15 protein-coding genes are annotated in these 16,806 nt (G+C 72.0%); 9 read left to right on the top strand and 6 right to left on the bottom strand.

Annotated elements, in window-relative coordinates; translation table 11 throughout:
- Nucleotides 1-43 precede the first annotated feature (43 nt).
- Nucleotides 44-1,237 (top strand): cytochrome P450, encoded by a 1,194-nt coding sequence (locus tag I6A60_RS01150; RefSeq protein WP_203016463.1) that lies wholly within the window; start codon nucleotides 44-46, stop codon nucleotides 1,235-1,237.
- Between the two features lie 27 nt (nucleotides 1,238-1,264).
- On the opposite strand, the gene I6A60_RS01145 is transcribed toward I6A60_RS01150, so the two are convergent.
- Together I6A60_RS01145 and I6A60_RS01140 are read right to left on the bottom strand one after the other, a co-directional pair.
- Nucleotides 1,265-2,035, bottom strand: coding sequence for an SDR family oxidoreductase (locus I6A60_RS01145; protein ID WP_203016461.1), 771 nt, complete (start codon nucleotides 2,033-2,035; stop codon nucleotides 1,265-1,267).
- A 24-nt stretch (nucleotides 2,036-2,059) separates the two neighbouring features.
- Nucleotides 2,060-3,250 (bottom strand): cytochrome P450, encoded by a 1,191-nt coding sequence (locus tag I6A60_RS01140; RefSeq protein WP_374113379.1) that lies wholly within the window; start codon nucleotides 3,248-3,250, stop codon nucleotides 2,060-2,062.
- A gap of 215 nt (nucleotides 3,251-3,465) precedes the next feature.
- Here I6A60_RS01140 and I6A60_RS01135 point away from each other — a divergent pair, with 215 nt between their 5' ends.
- Complete coding sequence (locus I6A60_RS01135; protein ID WP_203016495.1) at nucleotides 3,466-4,080, top strand: TetR/AcrR family transcriptional regulator; 615 nt, start codon at nucleotides 3,466-3,468, stop codon at nucleotides 4,078-4,080.
- A gap of 3 nt (nucleotides 4,081-4,083) precedes the next feature.
- Here I6A60_RS01135 and I6A60_RS01130 read toward each other — a convergent pair whose 3' ends face one another.
- The 4 genes from I6A60_RS01130 to I6A60_RS01115 form a co-directional block, all read right to left on the bottom strand.
- Nucleotides 4,084-6,132: a protein kinase gene (locus I6A60_RS01130; protein WP_203016457.1), complete on the bottom strand. Its 2,049-nt coding sequence runs from the start codon at nucleotides 6,130-6,132 to the stop codon at nucleotides 4,084-4,086.
- A gap of 361 nt (nucleotides 6,133-6,493) precedes the next feature.
- Entirely contained in the window at nucleotides 6,494-7,558 is a 1,065-nt protein-coding gene (locus tag I6A60_RS01125; RefSeq protein WP_203016455.1) for a phosphotransferase, read from the bottom strand.
- 96 nt (nucleotides 7,559-7,654) lie between these two features.
- The gene (locus I6A60_RS01120; RefSeq protein ID WP_203016447.1) at nucleotides 7,655-8,371 is read right to left on the bottom strand and encodes a TetR/AcrR family transcriptional regulator; all 717 of its coding nucleotides are present in this window, start codon (nucleotides 8,369-8,371) and stop codon (nucleotides 7,655-7,657) included.
- 3 nt (nucleotides 8,372-8,374) lie between these two features.
- Nucleotides 8,375-9,898 (bottom strand): class I adenylate-forming enzyme family protein, encoded by a 1,524-nt coding sequence (locus I6A60_RS01115; RefSeq protein ID WP_374113378.1) that lies wholly within the window; start codon nucleotides 9,896-9,898, stop codon nucleotides 8,375-8,377.
- 199 nt (nucleotides 9,899-10,097) lie between these two features.
- On the opposite strand from I6A60_RS01115, the gene I6A60_RS01110 reads away from it, so the two are divergent.
- The 7 genes from I6A60_RS01110 (at nucleotide 10,098) to I6A60_RS01080 (ending at nucleotide 16,788) form a co-directional block, all read left to right on the top strand.
- Nucleotides 10,098-11,321 (top strand): CaiB/BaiF CoA-transferase family protein, encoded by a 1,224-nt coding sequence (locus I6A60_RS01110; RefSeq protein WP_203016445.1) that lies wholly within the window; start codon nucleotides 10,098-10,100, stop codon nucleotides 11,319-11,321.
- Nucleotides 11,318-11,764, top strand: coding sequence for a Zn-ribbon domain-containing OB-fold protein (locus I6A60_RS01105; RefSeq protein WP_203016444.1), 447 nt, complete (start codon nucleotides 11,318-11,320; stop codon nucleotides 11,762-11,764). Before I6A60_RS01110 ends, I6A60_RS01105 begins: the two co-directional genes overlap by 4 nt.
- Complete coding sequence (locus tag I6A60_RS01100; protein ID WP_203016435.1) at nucleotides 11,761-12,963, top strand: thiolase family protein; 1,203 nt, start codon at nucleotides 11,761-11,763, stop codon at nucleotides 12,961-12,963. The genes I6A60_RS01105 and I6A60_RS01100 overlap by 4 nt, the downstream gene beginning before the upstream one ends.
- A gap of 66 nt (nucleotides 12,964-13,029) precedes the next feature.
- A complete protein-coding gene (locus I6A60_RS01095; protein WP_203016433.1) occupies nucleotides 13,030-14,499 on the top strand; it encodes an aldehyde dehydrogenase family protein in 1,470 nt (489 codons plus the stop codon).
- Nucleotides 14,500-14,544: 45 nt separating this feature from the next.
- Nucleotides 14,545-15,753, top strand: a complete 1,209-nt coding sequence (locus tag I6A60_RS01090) for an amidohydrolase family protein (protein ID WP_203016421.1) — start codon at nucleotides 14,545-14,547, stop codon at nucleotides 15,751-15,753.
- Nucleotide 15,754: 1 nt separating this feature from the next.
- Entirely contained in the window at nucleotides 15,755-15,985 is a 231-nt protein-coding gene (locus tag I6A60_RS01085) for a ferredoxin (protein WP_203016419.1), read from the top strand.
- A gap of 5 nt (nucleotides 15,986-15,990) precedes the next feature.
- Nucleotides 15,991-16,788, top strand: coding sequence for an SDR family NAD(P)-dependent oxidoreductase (locus I6A60_RS01080; protein WP_203016418.1), 798 nt, complete (start codon nucleotides 15,991-15,993; stop codon nucleotides 16,786-16,788).
- Nucleotides 16,789-16,806: the final 18 nt, after the last annotated feature.

Here is a 16,806-nt window from a genome sequence, read left to right as displayed (position 1 = left end):
GTCGCCCTCGTACGTCGACCCACGTTCGCTTCGGAGGGACTGCATGACCACGGTCGCCACGGTCCAGTGGGACCCCTATGACTCCGGGCTCGCCGCCGATCCGTATCCGACCTACCGGCGGTTACGGGAGGAGGCGCCGCTCTACTACAACGAGGAACACGACTTCTATGCGCTGAGCCGCTATTCCGACTGCGAACAGGGGCTGCCGGACTGGGACAACTACCGGTCCGGGCGCGGCATGGTCCTGGAAATCATCAAGTCGGGCTTCGAGATCCCGCCGGGCACCCTGATCATGGAGGACCCGCCCGTCCACACCATTCACCGCCGGCTGCTGGTGAAGGTGTTCACGCCGCGCCGCATCGGCGCGCTGGAGCCGAAGGTGCGGGAGTTCTGCGCCCGCGCCCTCGACCCGTACCGAGGCCGCGACCAGTTCGACCTGATGGAGGCGCTCGGCGGCGAGCTGCCCATGCGGGTCATCGGGATGCTGCTCGGAATCCCGGAGGCCGACCAGGCCTCCGTCCGCGACCACGTCGGAAAATCGATTTCGATCGACGACGGCAGTGGCATGGACGTCAACAACGCCGCGCTACTGTCCGGCGACATCTACGGCGACTACATCGACTGGCGACGCGACCACCCGGGCGACGACCTCATGACGGAACTGCTGCACACCGAGTTCGAGGACGAGAACGGCGTGCGCCGCGCCCTGACGAGGGACGAGGTGCTCGGCTACGTCACCATCCTCTCCGGCGCCGGCAACGAGACCACCGGACGGCTGGTCGGCTGGATCGGCTCCGCCCTGGCCGCGCACCCCGACCAGCGCCAGGAGCTCGTCGACGATCCCGCCCTGATCCCGAACGCGGTCGAGGAGGTCCTGCGGTACGAGCCGCCGAGCATGGTCATCGCCCGTACGGTGCACCGGGACGCCGAGTGGCACGGCACCACCGTGCCCGCCGGCGCCGCGCTGCTCTTCGTCGTCGGAAGCGCCAACCGGGACGACCGCCGTTACCCGCACGCGGACGCGTTCGACATCCACCGCGAGGTCGGCCAGCACCTGACCCTCGGGCTGGGCGCGCACTACTGCCTCGGCGCCGCGCTGGCCCGCCTGCAGGGCCGGATCGCGACGCAGGAGCTGCTCACCCGGTTCCCCCGCTGGGACGTCGACTGGCAGAACGCGAAGATGGCGCAGACCTCGACCGTCCGCGGCTGGGAGACGCTCCCGCTGTTGATCCGGTGATCGACTTGGCCGCCGGTGCCTGCGGCGTCAGAACCGGCCCGGGGTGGCGAAGGCCCGGATGGCCTCGGCTCGGCCGGTCACCGTGGACCGCCTGGTCGCCGTGTCCAGGGACGGCTGCCCGCCCGCGATCCACAGCGGGCCGTTGGCGATGTTGTCCAGAGCCTCCTGCGCGGCCTCGTCGGGCGACTGGGCGGTGTCGAGGGGATAGCCGAGCCGGGCCATCGCCGGAGTCGCGGTGAAGCCGACGCTCAGGTGCAGCACGTCGACGCCGTGTTTCTCGCACTCGATCCACAGCGCCTCGCTGAAGACCCGGCTGAACGCCTTGGAACCGCAGTAGGCGGCCAGGGTCGGCGCGCCCATGAAGCTCGCGTGCGAGCCGGAGAGGATGATTCCGCCACGCCCCCGCCCGCACATGAGCGCGCCGTAGTGATGCGCGAACTCGGCCTGACCCAGCACATTGACGGCGATGACCGATCGGTAGACCGCCGGGTCCAGGTCGACGAAGTCGCCGCGCACGCTGTTGGCGCCGGCGTTGTAGATCAGCAAGCCGATTTCCAGGTCGTCGGTCGCGGTCAGGGTCCGTTCCAGTGCGTCCGGTTCGCTCAGGTCGACCGACAGGACGCGCACCTGGGTTCCGCCCGTGATCAGGTCGTCCGCCAACGCCTGTAAGGGGGCCGTCTTTCGGGCCGTGAGCACCAGGTTGAATCCCTGCGCAGCCAGTTTCCGGGCGTAGCTCGCACCGATGCCCTCCGAGCCACCGACGACCAGGGCCCACGGCCCGTACTTCCCCAGCTCCATGGCGCCCCTCCATTTGACCAGTGTTCAAATGGAACGTAACACGGTCGGGAGAATCTCGTAGCCGCGCAGGACGAGGCGGTCGCGGCGGGTGGGCGCCGCGGCGGGTGCCAGGTCGGGGAAGCGGCTGAGCAGCCGGGGGAACGCTGTGCTCGCCTCAAGCCGGGCCAGGCTGTTGCCGAGGCAGACGTGGGCACCCGCGCCGAAGCTGAGCGGCGCGCTCCCAACGCGATCGGGGTCGAAACGGTCGGGATCGGGATAGCGGTCGGGATCCCGGTTGGCGGCGCCGATCAGCAGGATCAGCTGGCTACCTCGCGGGACCGGCACCCCGGCCAGGGTCAGGCCGTCCGCGCGGGCCAGCCGGGTGGTCGCCTGGACCGGGGCGTCGTAGCGCAGGACCTCGGTGACGAACCCCTCGACCGCGAGATCGCCGGACCGCAGCCGTGCCGCGAGCCGGGGCCGCTCGAACAGGATCGTGAGGCCGTTGCCGAGCAGGTTTGTGGTCGTCTCGAATCCAGCGACCAGCAGGACGACCAGATTGGCGACCAGCTCGACGTCGGACAGCCGCCCGTCCTCGGCGTCGCGGGCGGCGACAAGCGCGCTGATGAGACCATCGCCGCGGCTCTCGGCGATCAGCTCCCCGAAGTAGTGCGACAGCTCCGCGGCCGCCGCGCCAGCCGGCTCCAGCTCGCCGGGGTCGGCCGTGAGCTCCAGGGCGGCGGTCAGGTCCGCGGCCAGCGCCCGGAACCGGTGACGGTCGCGGGTCGGGACGCCGAGCAGCTCGCAGATCACCGAGACCGGGAGCTGGAACGCGAACTCCGCCATGAAGTCGATGGGCGTTCCCGTGGCCGTGTCTGCCAGCCCGTCCAGTAGCTGGTCGACCGCGTTCTCGATAGCCGGCCGTAGGGCCGCGATCCGCCGTGGCGTGAACACCGAGGCGATCAGGGACCGCATCCGGCCGTGCTCGGGCGGGTTGGACCGCAGGATGGACCGGTCCAGGGCCGCGAGCGCGTCCTGCTCGGTCGGCTCGTCGTTCTCGGGAAATCCGAACCCCGGATCGCGCAGGACCCGCTCGACCGCGGCGTGGCCGGAGACGAGGTACCAGCCGTCGGCGACGGTCGCGATCGGCCCGAGCGCGAGCGCTCGCCGGTAGAGCCCGAACGGGTTGGCTCGTCCCTCTGGGCTTGTCAGGGCCGCGACGATCGCCGCCGCGTCCAGGCGCCCGGGCCACGAGGTCCCGGCGTTGGTGTGGGTGTCGGCGAGGTGCGCGGCGACGAGCGCGGCGAGGTCGTCCGCGCGCGGGGCCGTGATCACCTGATGGCAGTCTTCGCAGAGCTGGCTGGTGGTCACGAGGACCTCCGATAACTTGAACATGAGTGTACGAGTTATTTGGAACGCTACCATCAACCTGAACTCAGGTGTACGAGTTGTCGGTGATCGTTCGGGAGGGCCGGGTGGCGGCTGGCGCAGGCGCCTCCAGTGGGCAGCGGGCCCAGCGGGCCGACGCGCGCCGCAACGTCGAGGCGATCCTGGACGCGGCCACTCGCGGCCTGCGGCGCGATCCGGACGTCAGCATCGCGGACATCGCTGCCGAGGCCGGCGTCGGCCGCGTCACGCTCTACGGCCACTTCAAGACCCGGGCCGACCTCGTAGAGGCCGTACTCGCCCGCACGATCAGCCACGCGAACGCCCTGTTCGACGGCCTGGACCTCGACGGCGACCCGGTCGAGGCACTGGCAAGCCTCGCGACGTCGTCGTGGCAGGTCGTCGAGCAGCACCGCGGCGTGCTGGGCGCCGTGTCACGCGAGCTGGGGCACGAGCGCATCCGCGACGCGCACGACGTCATCCTCGCCCGGGTCGGCGACCTGGTGGCGCGCGGCCAGGCGGTGGGCGCGTTCCGCGCCGACCTGCCCGGCTCCTGGTTGGTCACCGTGGCGCTCACGCTGATGCACGCCGCCGCCCAGGACGTCGACGCCGGCCGGCTGACCGCCGCTGACGCCGGCCCTTACCTGGTGCGCACGCTGGTCTCGGCGTTCACGTCCCCCTGACCGTCAGCCGCGGGCCCAATGGACGGGACCGCTGGCGGTGGCCGAGCCGACCGGTCTGACGTCGGAGCCGTCCAGCTTCATGGACTCGACCCGCCCGGTGGTCGAGAAGGATGTGCGCGCGGACGTGTCCCGGACGAACACCACCCGGCCGTCGGGGGACCAGGTCGGATGCCAGGAGCCCGCCCCGGCCACCTGATGGAGCCCGGTGCCGTCCGGCGCGATCGCGTAGATCCCGCCGTCGTCCGACCCGAACACGATCGTCTTCCCGTCCGGCGACCAGGACGGCTCGACCGGGATCGCGCCGTCGTGCGGAGCGCCGGTGAGGGTGCGCACCGAGCCGTCGGCCGTCGAGACGATCTTCAGGGTCTGCGAGTCCGGGTCGCGGAACACGATCTCGCGCCCGTCAGGCGACCAGGAGGTCTCCAGCCCGTGCACGCCGGCGACCCGCCGCGCTCCGGTGCCGTCGGCCTGCATCAGGTAGAGCCCGCCGGTGTTGCGGAAGTAGGCGATCTGCGTGCCGTCCGGGGACCAGGCCGGGTACTCGGCCGAGCTGTCGCCGCTGGTCGCGAGCTGGCGCGCGTCGGTGCCGTCGGGCCGGACGGTGACGATCTGACCGCCGACCCCCGCGTAGGCGACGCGCCCGTCGGCGGCCACGGACGGCGCGTCGCCGGTGCCGAGCTGCCGTTCGGTCCCGTCGGGGGAGACGACGACGATCGGGCTGTCGTTGATCGAGCTGTCGCCCGCGAAGCGCTTGAACACCAGCCAGGACCGTGGCTGCGCTGGCGGAGTGGTCGCGGCCCCGGCCGTCCCGTCCAATGGGTTCGATCCGGCGCCCGCGTGGCCGCCGGGCTCCGGCCTGCCGGTCGGGCCGGCCACGGCTGGCGTGGAGCTGTGCTGCCTCGCCAGTCCGGTTGGATTGCCGTCGCCGTGTGAGCTGAGCAGGTAGAGCGAGACGAACACGCCGACCAGCAGGAGGACCACGGCGACGGCCACACCGGCCAGCAACGCCCGGTGCCGCGGGCGCGGCAGGTCCACGATGGGCCAGGCTGGGTCCGGGGTCGGTGGGTGGCCGGCGCCGGACTGGCCGGTGTCAACGTGGAGCGGCTCGGGTTGAGCGGTGGTCCACGGGGTCGGCTCGGTCGGCGCGGCTGGAACGGCTGGAACGGCGGGAGTTGCGGCGCCGGTCGCGAGGGCGGCGGCCATGACTGGCTGGGAGGCACTGACGTCGACGTCCGAGCCGGCCGCGAGCGTCAGCAGCAGCTCATGGGCGCTCGGCCGGGCGGCCGGCTCCTTGCTCATGGCCCGCCGCACCAACGCCAGCAGACCGCCGTCCAGGCAGCTGAAGTCCGGCTCGTCGTGGACCACCCGGTGCAGCAGCACCGGTGTTGCGGCCTCGCCGAACGGGGAACGGCCGCTCGCGGCGTAGAGCAACACCCCGCCCCACGCGTACACGTCCGCGGCCGGGGTCAGGTCGAGGCCCAGCGCCTGTTCCGGCGCCATGTACGCGGGAGTCCCGACGATCCCGCCGCGGGTGTGCAGAGTCGTGGACTCCAGCGCGTGGGCGATCCCGAAGTCGATGACCCGGGCCCCGGACGGCGACAGCAGGATGTTGGCGGGCTTGAGGTCGCGGTGGACCACGTGCGCCGCGTGGATGGCCGTCAGCGCGTTCGCGACCGCCGCGGCCAGGCGTTCGAGCTCGGCCGGTGGCAGGGGCCCGTCCTGTCGCACCCGCGCGCCCAGCGTCGGCCCCTCGACGTACTCGGTGACCAGGTAGGGCTCCGGGCCCTCGACGTCGACGTCGAGCACCTCGGCGGTGCAGAACCTGGCGACCCGCCGGGCGGCCCGGACCTCCCGCAGGAAACGGCGACGGAAGTCGGGGTTCTCGGCGAACTCCTGGCGAATGACCTTGATCGCCACGGGGCGGCCCTCGGTCGTGTGGCCGAGGTAGACGCTGCCCATCCCGCCGACTCCGAGGCGACCGGACAGCGGGTAAGGGCCGACCTGTTTCGGGTCGCCGTCCTGGAGCGGCTCCGCCCCCGCGACGTCCGCCATGACGAGCCCTCCGTCTCACGGAGCCGCGATAGTCCCTTCTCGTGCCAGTATGCCGCGCTTGGTGATTCCTCACCGACAGCGTCATTTCCAGGACAGCGACGCGCGCCTAGACCGGGACCGCGGACTCCGCCTTGACCGGGTCGACGGTGGGGGCCGCCCTGATGGGGCCGAGCAGGAAGCCGACGACGGACGAGGACGCCGGGGAGCGGTGCCGGAACAGCCGCACCCGACCAGGCGCTGGTCGAGATCGTCGACACGATCTTCCTGCCCCTCGTCCTGGACCGGGACCGGATGACGACCCGCCCGCGAGCCGCATCTGAGAGCGGGGCGTGGCTCGCGGGCCGGGCCGTCGGCGTCGTGGTCAGTCCGGGTCGGCGAGGGTGAGCGTCAGGGAGTCCCAGTCGGCGACGGCGGTGCCGATCCTGGTCAGCAGCTCCGTCGTGATCGCCGGGTTGACCTTGAGGGTGATGCCCCAGAGGAAGAAGCCGGCGACGACGCCACGGCGGATGCCAGCCTGGGCGTCGTCGAACGAGGGCACGTCGACGCCGCCCGCGCGCAGCTGCGCCAGGTAGTGGCGAAGGAGGTCCCCTTCGTGGCTGCGGCGGTCGGCGACCGACAGCGCGGAGGCCAGGTGGTAGCCGACGTCGACGTACCAGGGCCCGCGCTGCACGAGCTGCCAGTCGAGGAACGACGGCCGGCCGGCCGCGTCGAGGTAGAGGTTGCCGACGTGCGGGTCGCCGTGGATGACACACCAGGGCTCGGCGACCTCGACCGCGGCCGCGAGCCGTCTGTAGGCCTCGACGAGCCGCGCGGCGTCGCGGACCTCGTCCGGCACGCCGGCGCCGATCGGGCCGGTGAAGTTGCCGTTGATCTCGGGGAAGCCGCGGTGCCCAAGGTGGCTGGTCATCCTGGGCGCCAGCCAGTCGACCTCGGCGAGGCCGGGGGCGCGCCACGTCGCCGCGTGCAGCCGGGCCAGCTCGGCGAGGCTCTCGGCTGCCTGGTCGGGCGTGTACGGGGTGAGGGCGTCGAGGAAGACGGCGCCCTCGGCGACGACGTCGTCCGTGATGATCAGCCCGGTGCGGCGCTCAGGGTCGACGCCGGCGTACACGGCGTGCAGCGTGCGCACGCCGGTGGCGGCGGCCAGGTCGCGGTAGAAGAAGGCCTCGTGCGTTCCGGTGCCGGCGAGCAGCGTCCCGGACTCGTTGAACATCCCCTTGAGGCACAGCGCCAACGAGGAGGAGTCCAGGTCCGGGGTCTGGCCGTCGACGTGGAAACGCAGATTCGTCGCCACGCGGCTGACGACGGGGCCGGTCGTGACGGCCTGGATCTGGATCCCGGGGAACTGGGGGCCGAGCGCCTCGGCCAGCCACGCGGGGGACAGCATCTCCTGCAGGGTGCCGGGTACCCGGGGCGACGCCGTGATCATAGGACGGCGCCCGACCGGGTGGCCGCGCCCGCTGACGAGAGACCGGCGCGTAACCGAGGTGCCGCCGCCGGGGAATCGGATTCGTACATCTCGTCCTCACCTTCCTGGGGTCTGTCCGACATTGCGGTCCTCCGTCGGCTGATCGCCCGCCTGGCTGCCGCCGCCGCCGAGCCCGGTCAGGCAGAAGTCCCAGACGTGCTCGACGATCCCGTCGGGTCGCTCGCCGAGCGGGGCGTAGGCGTAGTGGTGGAACACGGTCATCAGCAACATGGTCACGAGCGAGGCGTCCCGGTCGGCGCCGGTCGGGCGCAGCAGCCCGGCGGCCCGGGCCGCCGCCACCTCGCGACCGATCAGGTCGATCATGGGCTGGATGGCGCGGTCCATGTCCTCGGGCAGGCGTTGCCGTAGCCGCCAGTGCTCGGCGGTGACGAACCGGGGGCCCAGCAGGCCCGCCGGATCGGTCTCACCGGTGGCGTCGTTCTGGATGCTGGCCAGCGTGGTCTCGACATAGGACCGCAGCCGCGCGACCGGGTCGGGCAGGTCGCGCGCCGCCGCGGCCATCCGCTCGGCCTTCTCGGCGATCTCCTCCTCGATGACGGCGGCCAGCAGGTGGTCCTTGCTGGGAAAGTGCCGGTAGAAGGTCTGGAGCGCGACCCCCGCCTCGCGGGCGAGCTCCTGGGTGGTGAAGTCCCGGCCCTTGTCGCGCAGGAGCCGACGGGCTGCCTCGACGATGCCCGTGGCCTGCGCGATGGTGCGACCACGGGAGCGCTGTACCGAAGGGGACCAGTCCGCCGCGCGGTCCGTCCAGGCCACAGGTCAGCCGCCGCGGGCCGCGACGAGGGCACCGCGGCTGATCTTGGTGGCCTCGCTGCGGGGGATGCGGTCGACCAGCTCGACGGTCTTGGGCACCTTGTAGGCGGCGAGCCTGCTCTTGGCGTAGCCGATGATCTCGGCGGTGGTCGGTGGGTTCGCCGGGTCGGCGGGTTCGACCAGGGCATGGACCCGCCGGCCCCAGGCGTCGTCGCGCAGGCCGATCACCACGACGTCCGCGACGGCGGGATGGTCGATCAGGGCGGCCTCGACCTCGGCGGGGAAGACGTTCGCGCCGCCCGTGATGATCATGTCTACCCGCCGGTCGGCGAGGAAGAGATACCCGTCCGCGTCGAGGTGACCCATGTCGCCCGCGGTCACGAACCCGTCCTCGGTCGTGGGCAGCCGGGGCGCGGTGCCGAGGTAGTGGTAACCGTCGAACCGCGGCATCCGCAGGTAGACGTCGCCGATCTGGCCGGTCGGCAGCTCCTGGCCCGCCGCGTCGAGGATCCGGACCTCCGTGCCGCGGAACCCCCGTCCGACGCTGCCCTGATGGCTCATCCACTCGTCGCCGAACAGGGCGCTGTAGCCGAGCCCCTCGGTCATACCGTAGATCATGAAGATCTTCTCCGGGCCGATCAGGCTCGCCCACCGGTGGACCAGCGACGGTGGCATCGGCGCCGCGCCCTGGATGATCCATTCGACGCTGCCGAAGTCCCGGTCGTCGACGCCGGGAAGGTCGGCGATGCGCTGCAGCATGGTCGGAGCGGCGGTGAAATGGGTGATCCGGTGCCGTTCGATCGCGTCCGCGGCGCGGGCCGCGTCGAACTTGGTCAGCAGCACCAGGATGTCGCCTGCAAGCAGGTTGTAGAGCGTCGTGAACCCGTTCGCGTGGTACATCGGGGCCGGCACGAGAATGCGCTGCGGCCGTGACACCTCCCGCCACGCGGCGATCATCGGCGCGGACGCCCGGGCGTCGTAGACGGCCGGCCGCTCGTTCACGATCACCTTCGGCAGCCCGGTCGAGCCGGACGAGCAGATGCCCTGCAGATGCGGCGCGGTGACGTCGGGCAGGTCGGGGACCTCGTCGTTCTCGGTGGCGTCGATCCAGCCGAGGTCGTCCGCGCCCAGGTGAACCCGGGGCGCGATCACCTCCAGGACGCGGGCCAGCTCCCAGTCGGGGACATCCCAGCGGACCGGGACCGGCACCGCGCCGAGCTTCCAGACCGCGAACGCGGCGATCACGAACTGCGGGGAGTTGCGCAGCCCGAGCCCGACGCGGTCCCCGCGTCCGACGCCGCGCGCGGCCAGGGCGGCCGCGACCTGACTGGACCGCTGGTGCAGCACCGCCCAGGTGAACGACGACTCGCCGCCGTCGAGGGCGACCGACCATAACGCGACGGCCTGTGGCCGCGTGGCGGCCAGCTGGCGAACCCTGGCCCCGATGCTCGGGTTGACGTCCTGCGGCTGACCGCCCGAAGAGGCTGCCTGGCCGGTCGGGCTGGCTTGGGTCTGTGCGGCTGACTCCACGGCGGATTCCTTCCGAGGTTCGTGGTCACAGGTATCCCGGGTCCTCGACGCGGCGGCTGGATGCTCGCAACATTCGAGACTGACGTCAAGCTCTCGTCTTCGGAAGAATTAGGTCTTCACAGACACGAGAGTCACGTTCTACAGTGACCCCGGCCACCTCCGCGAGCTGCTGGGGTCGGCGACCGAGAGGAGCCCGACCATGGACCAGCCCGCGGACTTAGGCGCCCTCGACGGCGTCCGCGTCGTCGAGTTGGCGCAGTGGGTGTTCGTGCCGGTCGCCGGGGCGTTGCTGGCCGACTGGGGCGCCGACGTCGTCCGCGTCGAGCGACTGGAGGGTGACCCGTACCGGGGTCTGGCCACCCAGGGCATCGGGACCGACAGCGGCGGGGTGAACCTGTCGATCGCGCTGGCCAACCGGGGCAAGCGCTCGATCGCCGTCGACCTGCGCAACGAGCAGGGCCGCGCCGTGCTCGACGAGCTGCTCGCGACCGCGGACGTGTTCCTGACCAACTTCCGGCCCGGGGCGCTCACCCGGCTCGGCCTCGACGCGGCGGCGCTGCGCGAGCGGTTCCCCCGGCTCGTGTACGCCCGGGGCCACGGTTACGGCGCCCGCGGCCCGGACGCAGATCTTCCCGGGTACGACTCGTCGGCGTTCTTCGCGCGCGGCGGCGTCGCCCATGTGCTCAGCCCGCCGGAGCGGGACTACCCGATCAGCCAGCGCGGCGCGATGGGCGACCGGAACGGGGCGATGGCGCTGGCGTTTGGCGTCGTCACCGCGCTGCTGCGCCGCGAACGCACCGGCTCCGGGTCGGTCGTGGACGTCTCGCTGCTGGCGACGGCCATGTGGACGCTGTCGTCGGACCTGCTCTCCGCGCTGGGCGGTGGTCAGCCGCGGCCGGTCGAGGGTCGCGGCGGTGGGCCGAACCCGCTGGTCGGGACCTACCGGACGAAGGACGGCCGGCACATCCAGCTGGTCTTCCTGGAGGCCGACCGGTACTGGAAGGCCTTCTGCCAGCTGGTCGGTCGCGACGACCTCGCGGCCGACCCCCGGTTCGCCGACCTAAAGACCCGCAACGCCCACCGGGACGCCTGCGTCGCCGAGCTGGACGCGGAGTTCGCCGCCCGCACCTACGACGAGTGGAAGGCCCTGCTGGCCGGGATCGACGCCCCGTGGGCACCCGTGCAGGCCGTCGAGGAGCTGCTCACGGACCCCCAGGTGATCGCCAACGACTATCTGGGCGAGGTCGCCGTCGAGGACGGGCCGAGCTACCGGCTGCCGACCGTGCCGGTGCAGTTCGACGAACAGCCACCGCCACTGCGCCGGGCGCCGGAGCACGGCGAGCACACCGAGGAGGTGCTGCTGGAGCTGGGCCGCACCTGGGAGGGCATCGCCCAGCTCAAGGACGCCGGGGTGATCCCGTGACCGCGCCGACGACGGCCGGGGCCTCGTCGGCGCGCCGGCCGGTTCCCGCGCCGGACTCCCAGTCGGAGCCGTTCTGGGCCGCGGCGGCCAGCCATCAGCTGACGCTCGCCCGCTGCGCCCGGTGCGGCCGCTTCACCCATCCGCCCGAGGCGGTCTGCCCGCTGTGCGGCAGCACCGACCCGGGATTCCGCTTCGAGCCGGTGAGCGGGCAGGGTCAGGTCCGGTCGTGGACGGTCGTCCGCCAGTCGTTCCTCCCGGGCTTCGAGGTTCCGTTCCTGCTGGTCGACGTCGAGCTCGCCGACCAGGTCGACCTACGACTGATCGGGCGGCTTCTCGACGGCGTCGACGTGCCGCTCCGGATCGGCGACGAGGTCACGGTCGTCTTCGAGGACGTGGCCGACGGGGTCTCGGTCCCCGCCTTCCGGCTGGCCGGTGCGCGATGAACGGCCGTTCGCCGGCGAGCAACCAGGTCGCGATCGTCGGCTACGCCCACAGCCGGGTCCAGCGGCACGCGGCCCAGCCGCTGGGTGCCCTCGCGGTCGACACCGCCCGCCAGGCGATCGCCGACGCGGGCCTGACCGTCGGCGACGTCGACGGCTTCGTCACCGCATCGCTGTTCCCCACCTCGGGCGCGCACGCCGTCACCGACGGGACGTCGATCGTGTCGTCGCAGTGGATGGCCGCGCACCTCGGCGCCGACGCCGGCTACACGGCCGGTTTCGACGGCGTCGGAGCCCTCACCGGCGCCGTGGGCCTGGCGGTCAACGCGGTGGCCAGCGGCGCCGCCGACTACGTCCTGCTGCACCGGGCGCTGCACAACCCGGTCGGCAGCTACCACGCCAACCCGATGACCGAGGCCTCGGGCGGGCAGCAGTGGACCGCCCCGCAGGGCTTCTTCGGGCCGCTGCAGATGATCGCCCTGCCGTACAACGAGTACCTCCAGCGCTACGGGGCGAGCCGGGAGTCGATGGCAGCCGTGCTGGTCGAGGCCCGCAAGAACGGCGCGCGGCTGCCCTGGTCCTACTGGAGCGGGCGGCCGCTGAGCGCCGAGGAGTACCTGGCGGCGCCGCTGCTCGCCGACCCGATCTGCCGGCTCGACTGCGACATCCCCGTCGACGGGGTGGCGACGTTCGTCCTCACCTCGGCCGAGCGTGCCGCGGACCTGCCGAACGCGCCCGTGTACGTGTCCGGCTCCGCCGCGGGCCTGCCGCCGCGGCGGCGGCTGCCGCTGCACTGGCCGCTCGACGACATCATGGACGCCGGGTCGGGCCTCGCCCGCCGTTTGTGGGAACGGTCCGGGGTCAAACCCGCGGAGGTCGACCTGCCGCAGGTCTACGACGGCTTCTCGCCCTTCGTCTACTTCTGGCTTGAGGTGCTGGGCCTGTGCCCGGTCGGGGAGGCGCACCGCCTCGCCGCCGCCGGCGGTCTCGACGCCGACTCCCCGGACGGCCTGCCCGCCCTGTCGGGTGGTGGCGCGCTCGGCAACGGCCGGATGCACGGCGTCCCGCAGATGCTCGAGTGCTACCTGCAGCTGTCCGGCCGCGCCGGTGACCGCCAGCGCGCGAAGGCGACCGTCGGCGTCGCCTGCCACTCGTCGCCGCACTACGGCGGCGCCGTCGTCTACAGCGCCAACCCCTTCTAGCCCGGTCGACGCGCCGCGGGCTCGCGCGGCCGGGACGGGAACCGACGAACAGCGAGGAGGCCGGGCGTGCCGGCGATCATCACGGAGCGACGGTCCTACGTCGCGGGTACCTGGGTAGACGGCGACGGCGCGTTCGGGGTGGAGAACCCGGCCGACGAGACGACGGTCGCCGAGGTGGGAACGACGCCGCTCGCCGAGGTCGAGCGGGCCATCGTCGAGGCCAGGCGCAGCTTCGACGCGGGCGTCTGGGCGGACCTGCCGGCGGCCGACCGGGCGAAGATCCTGGGGGTCTTCCTCGACCATCTCGCCGCGAACGGGCCGGCCCTGGTCGCCACGATGGTCGCCGAGGCCGGCCAGCCGGTCGCGTTCGCCGAGCGGGCGCAGCTGGCGTCCGGGCTCGGGCTCGGCCGGGACACGATCGCGCTGTATCTCTCGATGCGGCACGAGGAAGCCAGCCCCGTGCCGGTCGACGAGCTGGTACGCGGCCGGCTGGCGCTCAGCGTCCGGCGCCACGAGCCGGTCGGCGTGGTCTCGGCGATCACTCCGTACAACGGGGCGATCATCATGGCGTTCCAGAAGGTGATCCCGGCGCTGATGGCTGGGAACTCGGTGATCCTGCGGCCGAGCCCGCTGACGCCGATCTCCTCGCTAGCATTCGGCGCCGCGGCCGAGGCCGCCGGCCTTCCGCCGGGCGTCCTGTCGGTCGTCATCGAGGAGGGAGCCGCCGGCGCGGAGCTGCTGACGACCCATCCGGCGGTCGACATGGTGTCGTTCACCGGCTCCACCGCCGTCGGCCGACGCATCCTCGCCCAGGCCGCGCCGACCGTGAAGCGGGTGGCCCTGGAGCTGGGCGGCAAGTCGGCGCAGATCTACCTGCCCGATGCCGTCGAGAAGGTGACCGCCGGCGCGATGCAGGTCGTGGCGATGACCGCCGGCCAGGCCTGCGTCGCCGCGACCCGGATGGTCGTGCCGGCCGACCGCAAGGACGAGGTCGTCGCCGCGGTCAGCCGCGCCTACGGCGCGCTCAAGGTCGGGCCGCCCAGCGACCCGTCCGCCCTGATGGGGCCGGTCATCAACGCCGCCGCGCGCGACCGCTGCGAACGCCTCATCGCCGCCGCCGAGAAGAACGGCGGGACGGTTGCCGTCGGCGGTGGCCGGCCGGCCGGGCTGGACCGCGGCTATTACGTCGAGCCGACCGTCCTGGACGTGCCGGACAACGGGAATCCCGCCGCGCAGGAGGAGATCTTCGGCCCGGTGCTGGCGGTGCTCGGCTACCGCGACCTCGACGACGCGGTCCGTATCGCCAACGACAGCGAGTACGGCCTGTCCGGCCAGGTCTACGGCGCCGACGTGGCCGCGGCGACGGCGGTGGCGCGCCGGCTGCGCACCGGGGCGGTGAACGTCAACACGGCGGTGTTCAGCGCCTACGCGCCCAGCGGTGGCTACAAGCAGAGCGGTCTCGGCCGTGAGCGCGGGCCCGACGGGGTGCGCGCCTTCCAGGAGGTCAAGCACATCGCGATCGGTGAGCTGCGCTAGAGCTTTCCGCCTCAACCCGGCAGCGACGAAGAAAGAGGAGGAGAAATGACCTCGGAGCTGAACCTCGACTGGCTCATCTCGGTGGATGACCACGTGCTGGAGCCGCCGAACGTCTGGCTCGACCGGGTTCCCGCCAAGGACCGCGACCGCGCCCCCCACATGGAGCTCGACGACAAGGGCATGGACTTCTGGGTCTATGACGGCAAGAAGTTCCCCTCCTCGGGGCTGTCCGCCGTGGCGGGCAAGTCGAAGGAGGAGTTCTCCCCGGAGCCGCTCGCGTACAGCGAGATGCGCCCGGGCTGCTATGACGCCGCCGAGCGGGTCAAGGACATGGACCGGGCCGGCGTGCTGGCGTCGCTGTGCTTCCCGACGCTGCCCCGGTTCTGCGGCCAGCTGTTCTACGAGGCCTCCGACCGTGACTTCGGCCTGGTCTGCCTGAAGATCTACAACGACTGGATGCTCGACGAGTGGTGCGCCGCCGCGCCGGGCCGGTACATCCCGCTGGTGCTGATCCCGCTGTGGGACCCGAAGCTCGCCGTCGCCGAGCTGGAGCGCTGCGCGGCGAAGGGCGCGACGAGTTTCGCGTTCTCCGAGAACCCGGAGCCGTTGGGCCTGCCGACGATTCATGACCCGTCGGGTTACTGGGAGCCGGTGATGGCGGCGGCGAACGACCTGGAGATGGTCGTCTCGATGCATGTCGGTTCGTCCTCGCAGGTCCCGAAGATCGCGTCGAACACGCCGTTCATGGCGAACCTGACCTGGGGGGCGATGCGCACCTCGGGAACGATGCTGTCGTGGCTGTTCTCCGGCCTGTTCCAGCGCTACCCGAACCTGAAGATCGCCCTGTCGGAGGGCGAGGTCGGCTGGATGCCGTACTACCTGGAGCGCGCCGAGCAGGTCCTGGACAAGCAGCGCTACTGGGTCCAGCGCGGCGCGACGTTCGGTGACCACAAGGGCATCACCGGCGCCGATCTGGAGACCCTCGACATCCGCGCCACGTTCCGCGACCACGTCTTCGGCTGCTTCATCGAGGACCACCACGGCATCGCCAGCCTCGCCGAGATCGGCGAGGACAACATCATGTGCGAGACCGACTACCCGCATTCCGACTCGACCTGGCCCAACTGCATCCAGACCGTCAAGGCCATCATCAGCCACCTGCCCGAGGAGACCCAGTACAAGCTGCTGCGCGGCAACGCCGAACGCCTCTACCGCTTCACCCCGGCCGTTCCGCCCGTCCTCGCCGGAGCCTGACATGGGGGATTCCGCGGCGGCCGCTCCGCCGGTCACCGTCGACCGGGACCTGTGCATCGGCAGCGGGCTCTGTCTCGTCTACGCGCCGGACTTCTTCACCCACGACGACGACGCCAAGGCCGTTCTCGTCGCCGAGCCCACCGCCGCGGACCTGGCGTCCGTGCGTACCGCGGTCGAGGCCTGCCCAACAAGCGCGCTGGCGTTGTCCGCCGGCGGCAGATCGGGAGCGTGAGCCGTATGGCAACGGAAGGAAAGCTGCTCGCCGGCAAGAACGCGATCGTCACCGGAGCCGGGTCCGGGGTCGGCCGCACTTCCGCGCTGGTCTTCGCGGCGGAGGGTGCCCGCGTCGTGTGCGCGGACATCCGGGCCGACGACGCCAAGGAGGCCGCGCACCTCATCGAGGAGGCCGGCGGCACGGCGATCGCGCTCACCTGCGACGTCTCCAGGGAACAGGACGTCGTCGCGATGATCGCGGCGACCGTCGAGGCGTTCGGCCGGCTCGACGTCCTGTTCAACAACGTCGGCATCCCGACGCCGCGGCTGGGCGCCAAGCTCGAGGACCACACGGCCGAGGATTTCCAGCGCCTCGTCGGCGTGAACTTCGGGGGAGTGTTCTACGGCTGCAAACACGCCGTCCTGCAGTTCAAGGCGCAGGGCGGCGGCGGGGCGATCGTCAACACCGGTTCGGTCGCCGGCCTCGTCGCCTGGGGTGGCTCCGTGTACGGAGCGACCAAGGGCGCGGTCCACCAGCTGACCCGCGCCGTCGCCATCGAGGGCGCGCCGTTCGGCATCCGGGCGAACGCGATCTGCCCGGCCGGCATGCCCTTCACCGGCTTCATGGCCGCGGGCGGGCTGTCCATGACCGACCCGGAGCAGCTCGAGAAAATCGCGGCCCAGACAGGCGCGAACCATCCGCTCGGCCGGCCCATCACCGCCGAGGACTGCGCCCACGCCGCGGCGTTCCTCGCCTCGGACCGGGCCGCGAACATCACCGGAGTTCTCCTGCCCGTCGACGGTGGCTATGTGGCGCGCTAGCCAGCCAAGACGCCAAAC

The organism is Frankia sp. AgB1.9 (assembly GCF_016786355.1).
Lineage (GTDB): Bacteria > Actinomycetota > Actinomycetes > Frankiales > Frankiaceae > Pseudofrankia.
This window is presented reverse-complemented; position numbering and strand designations above follow the sequence as displayed.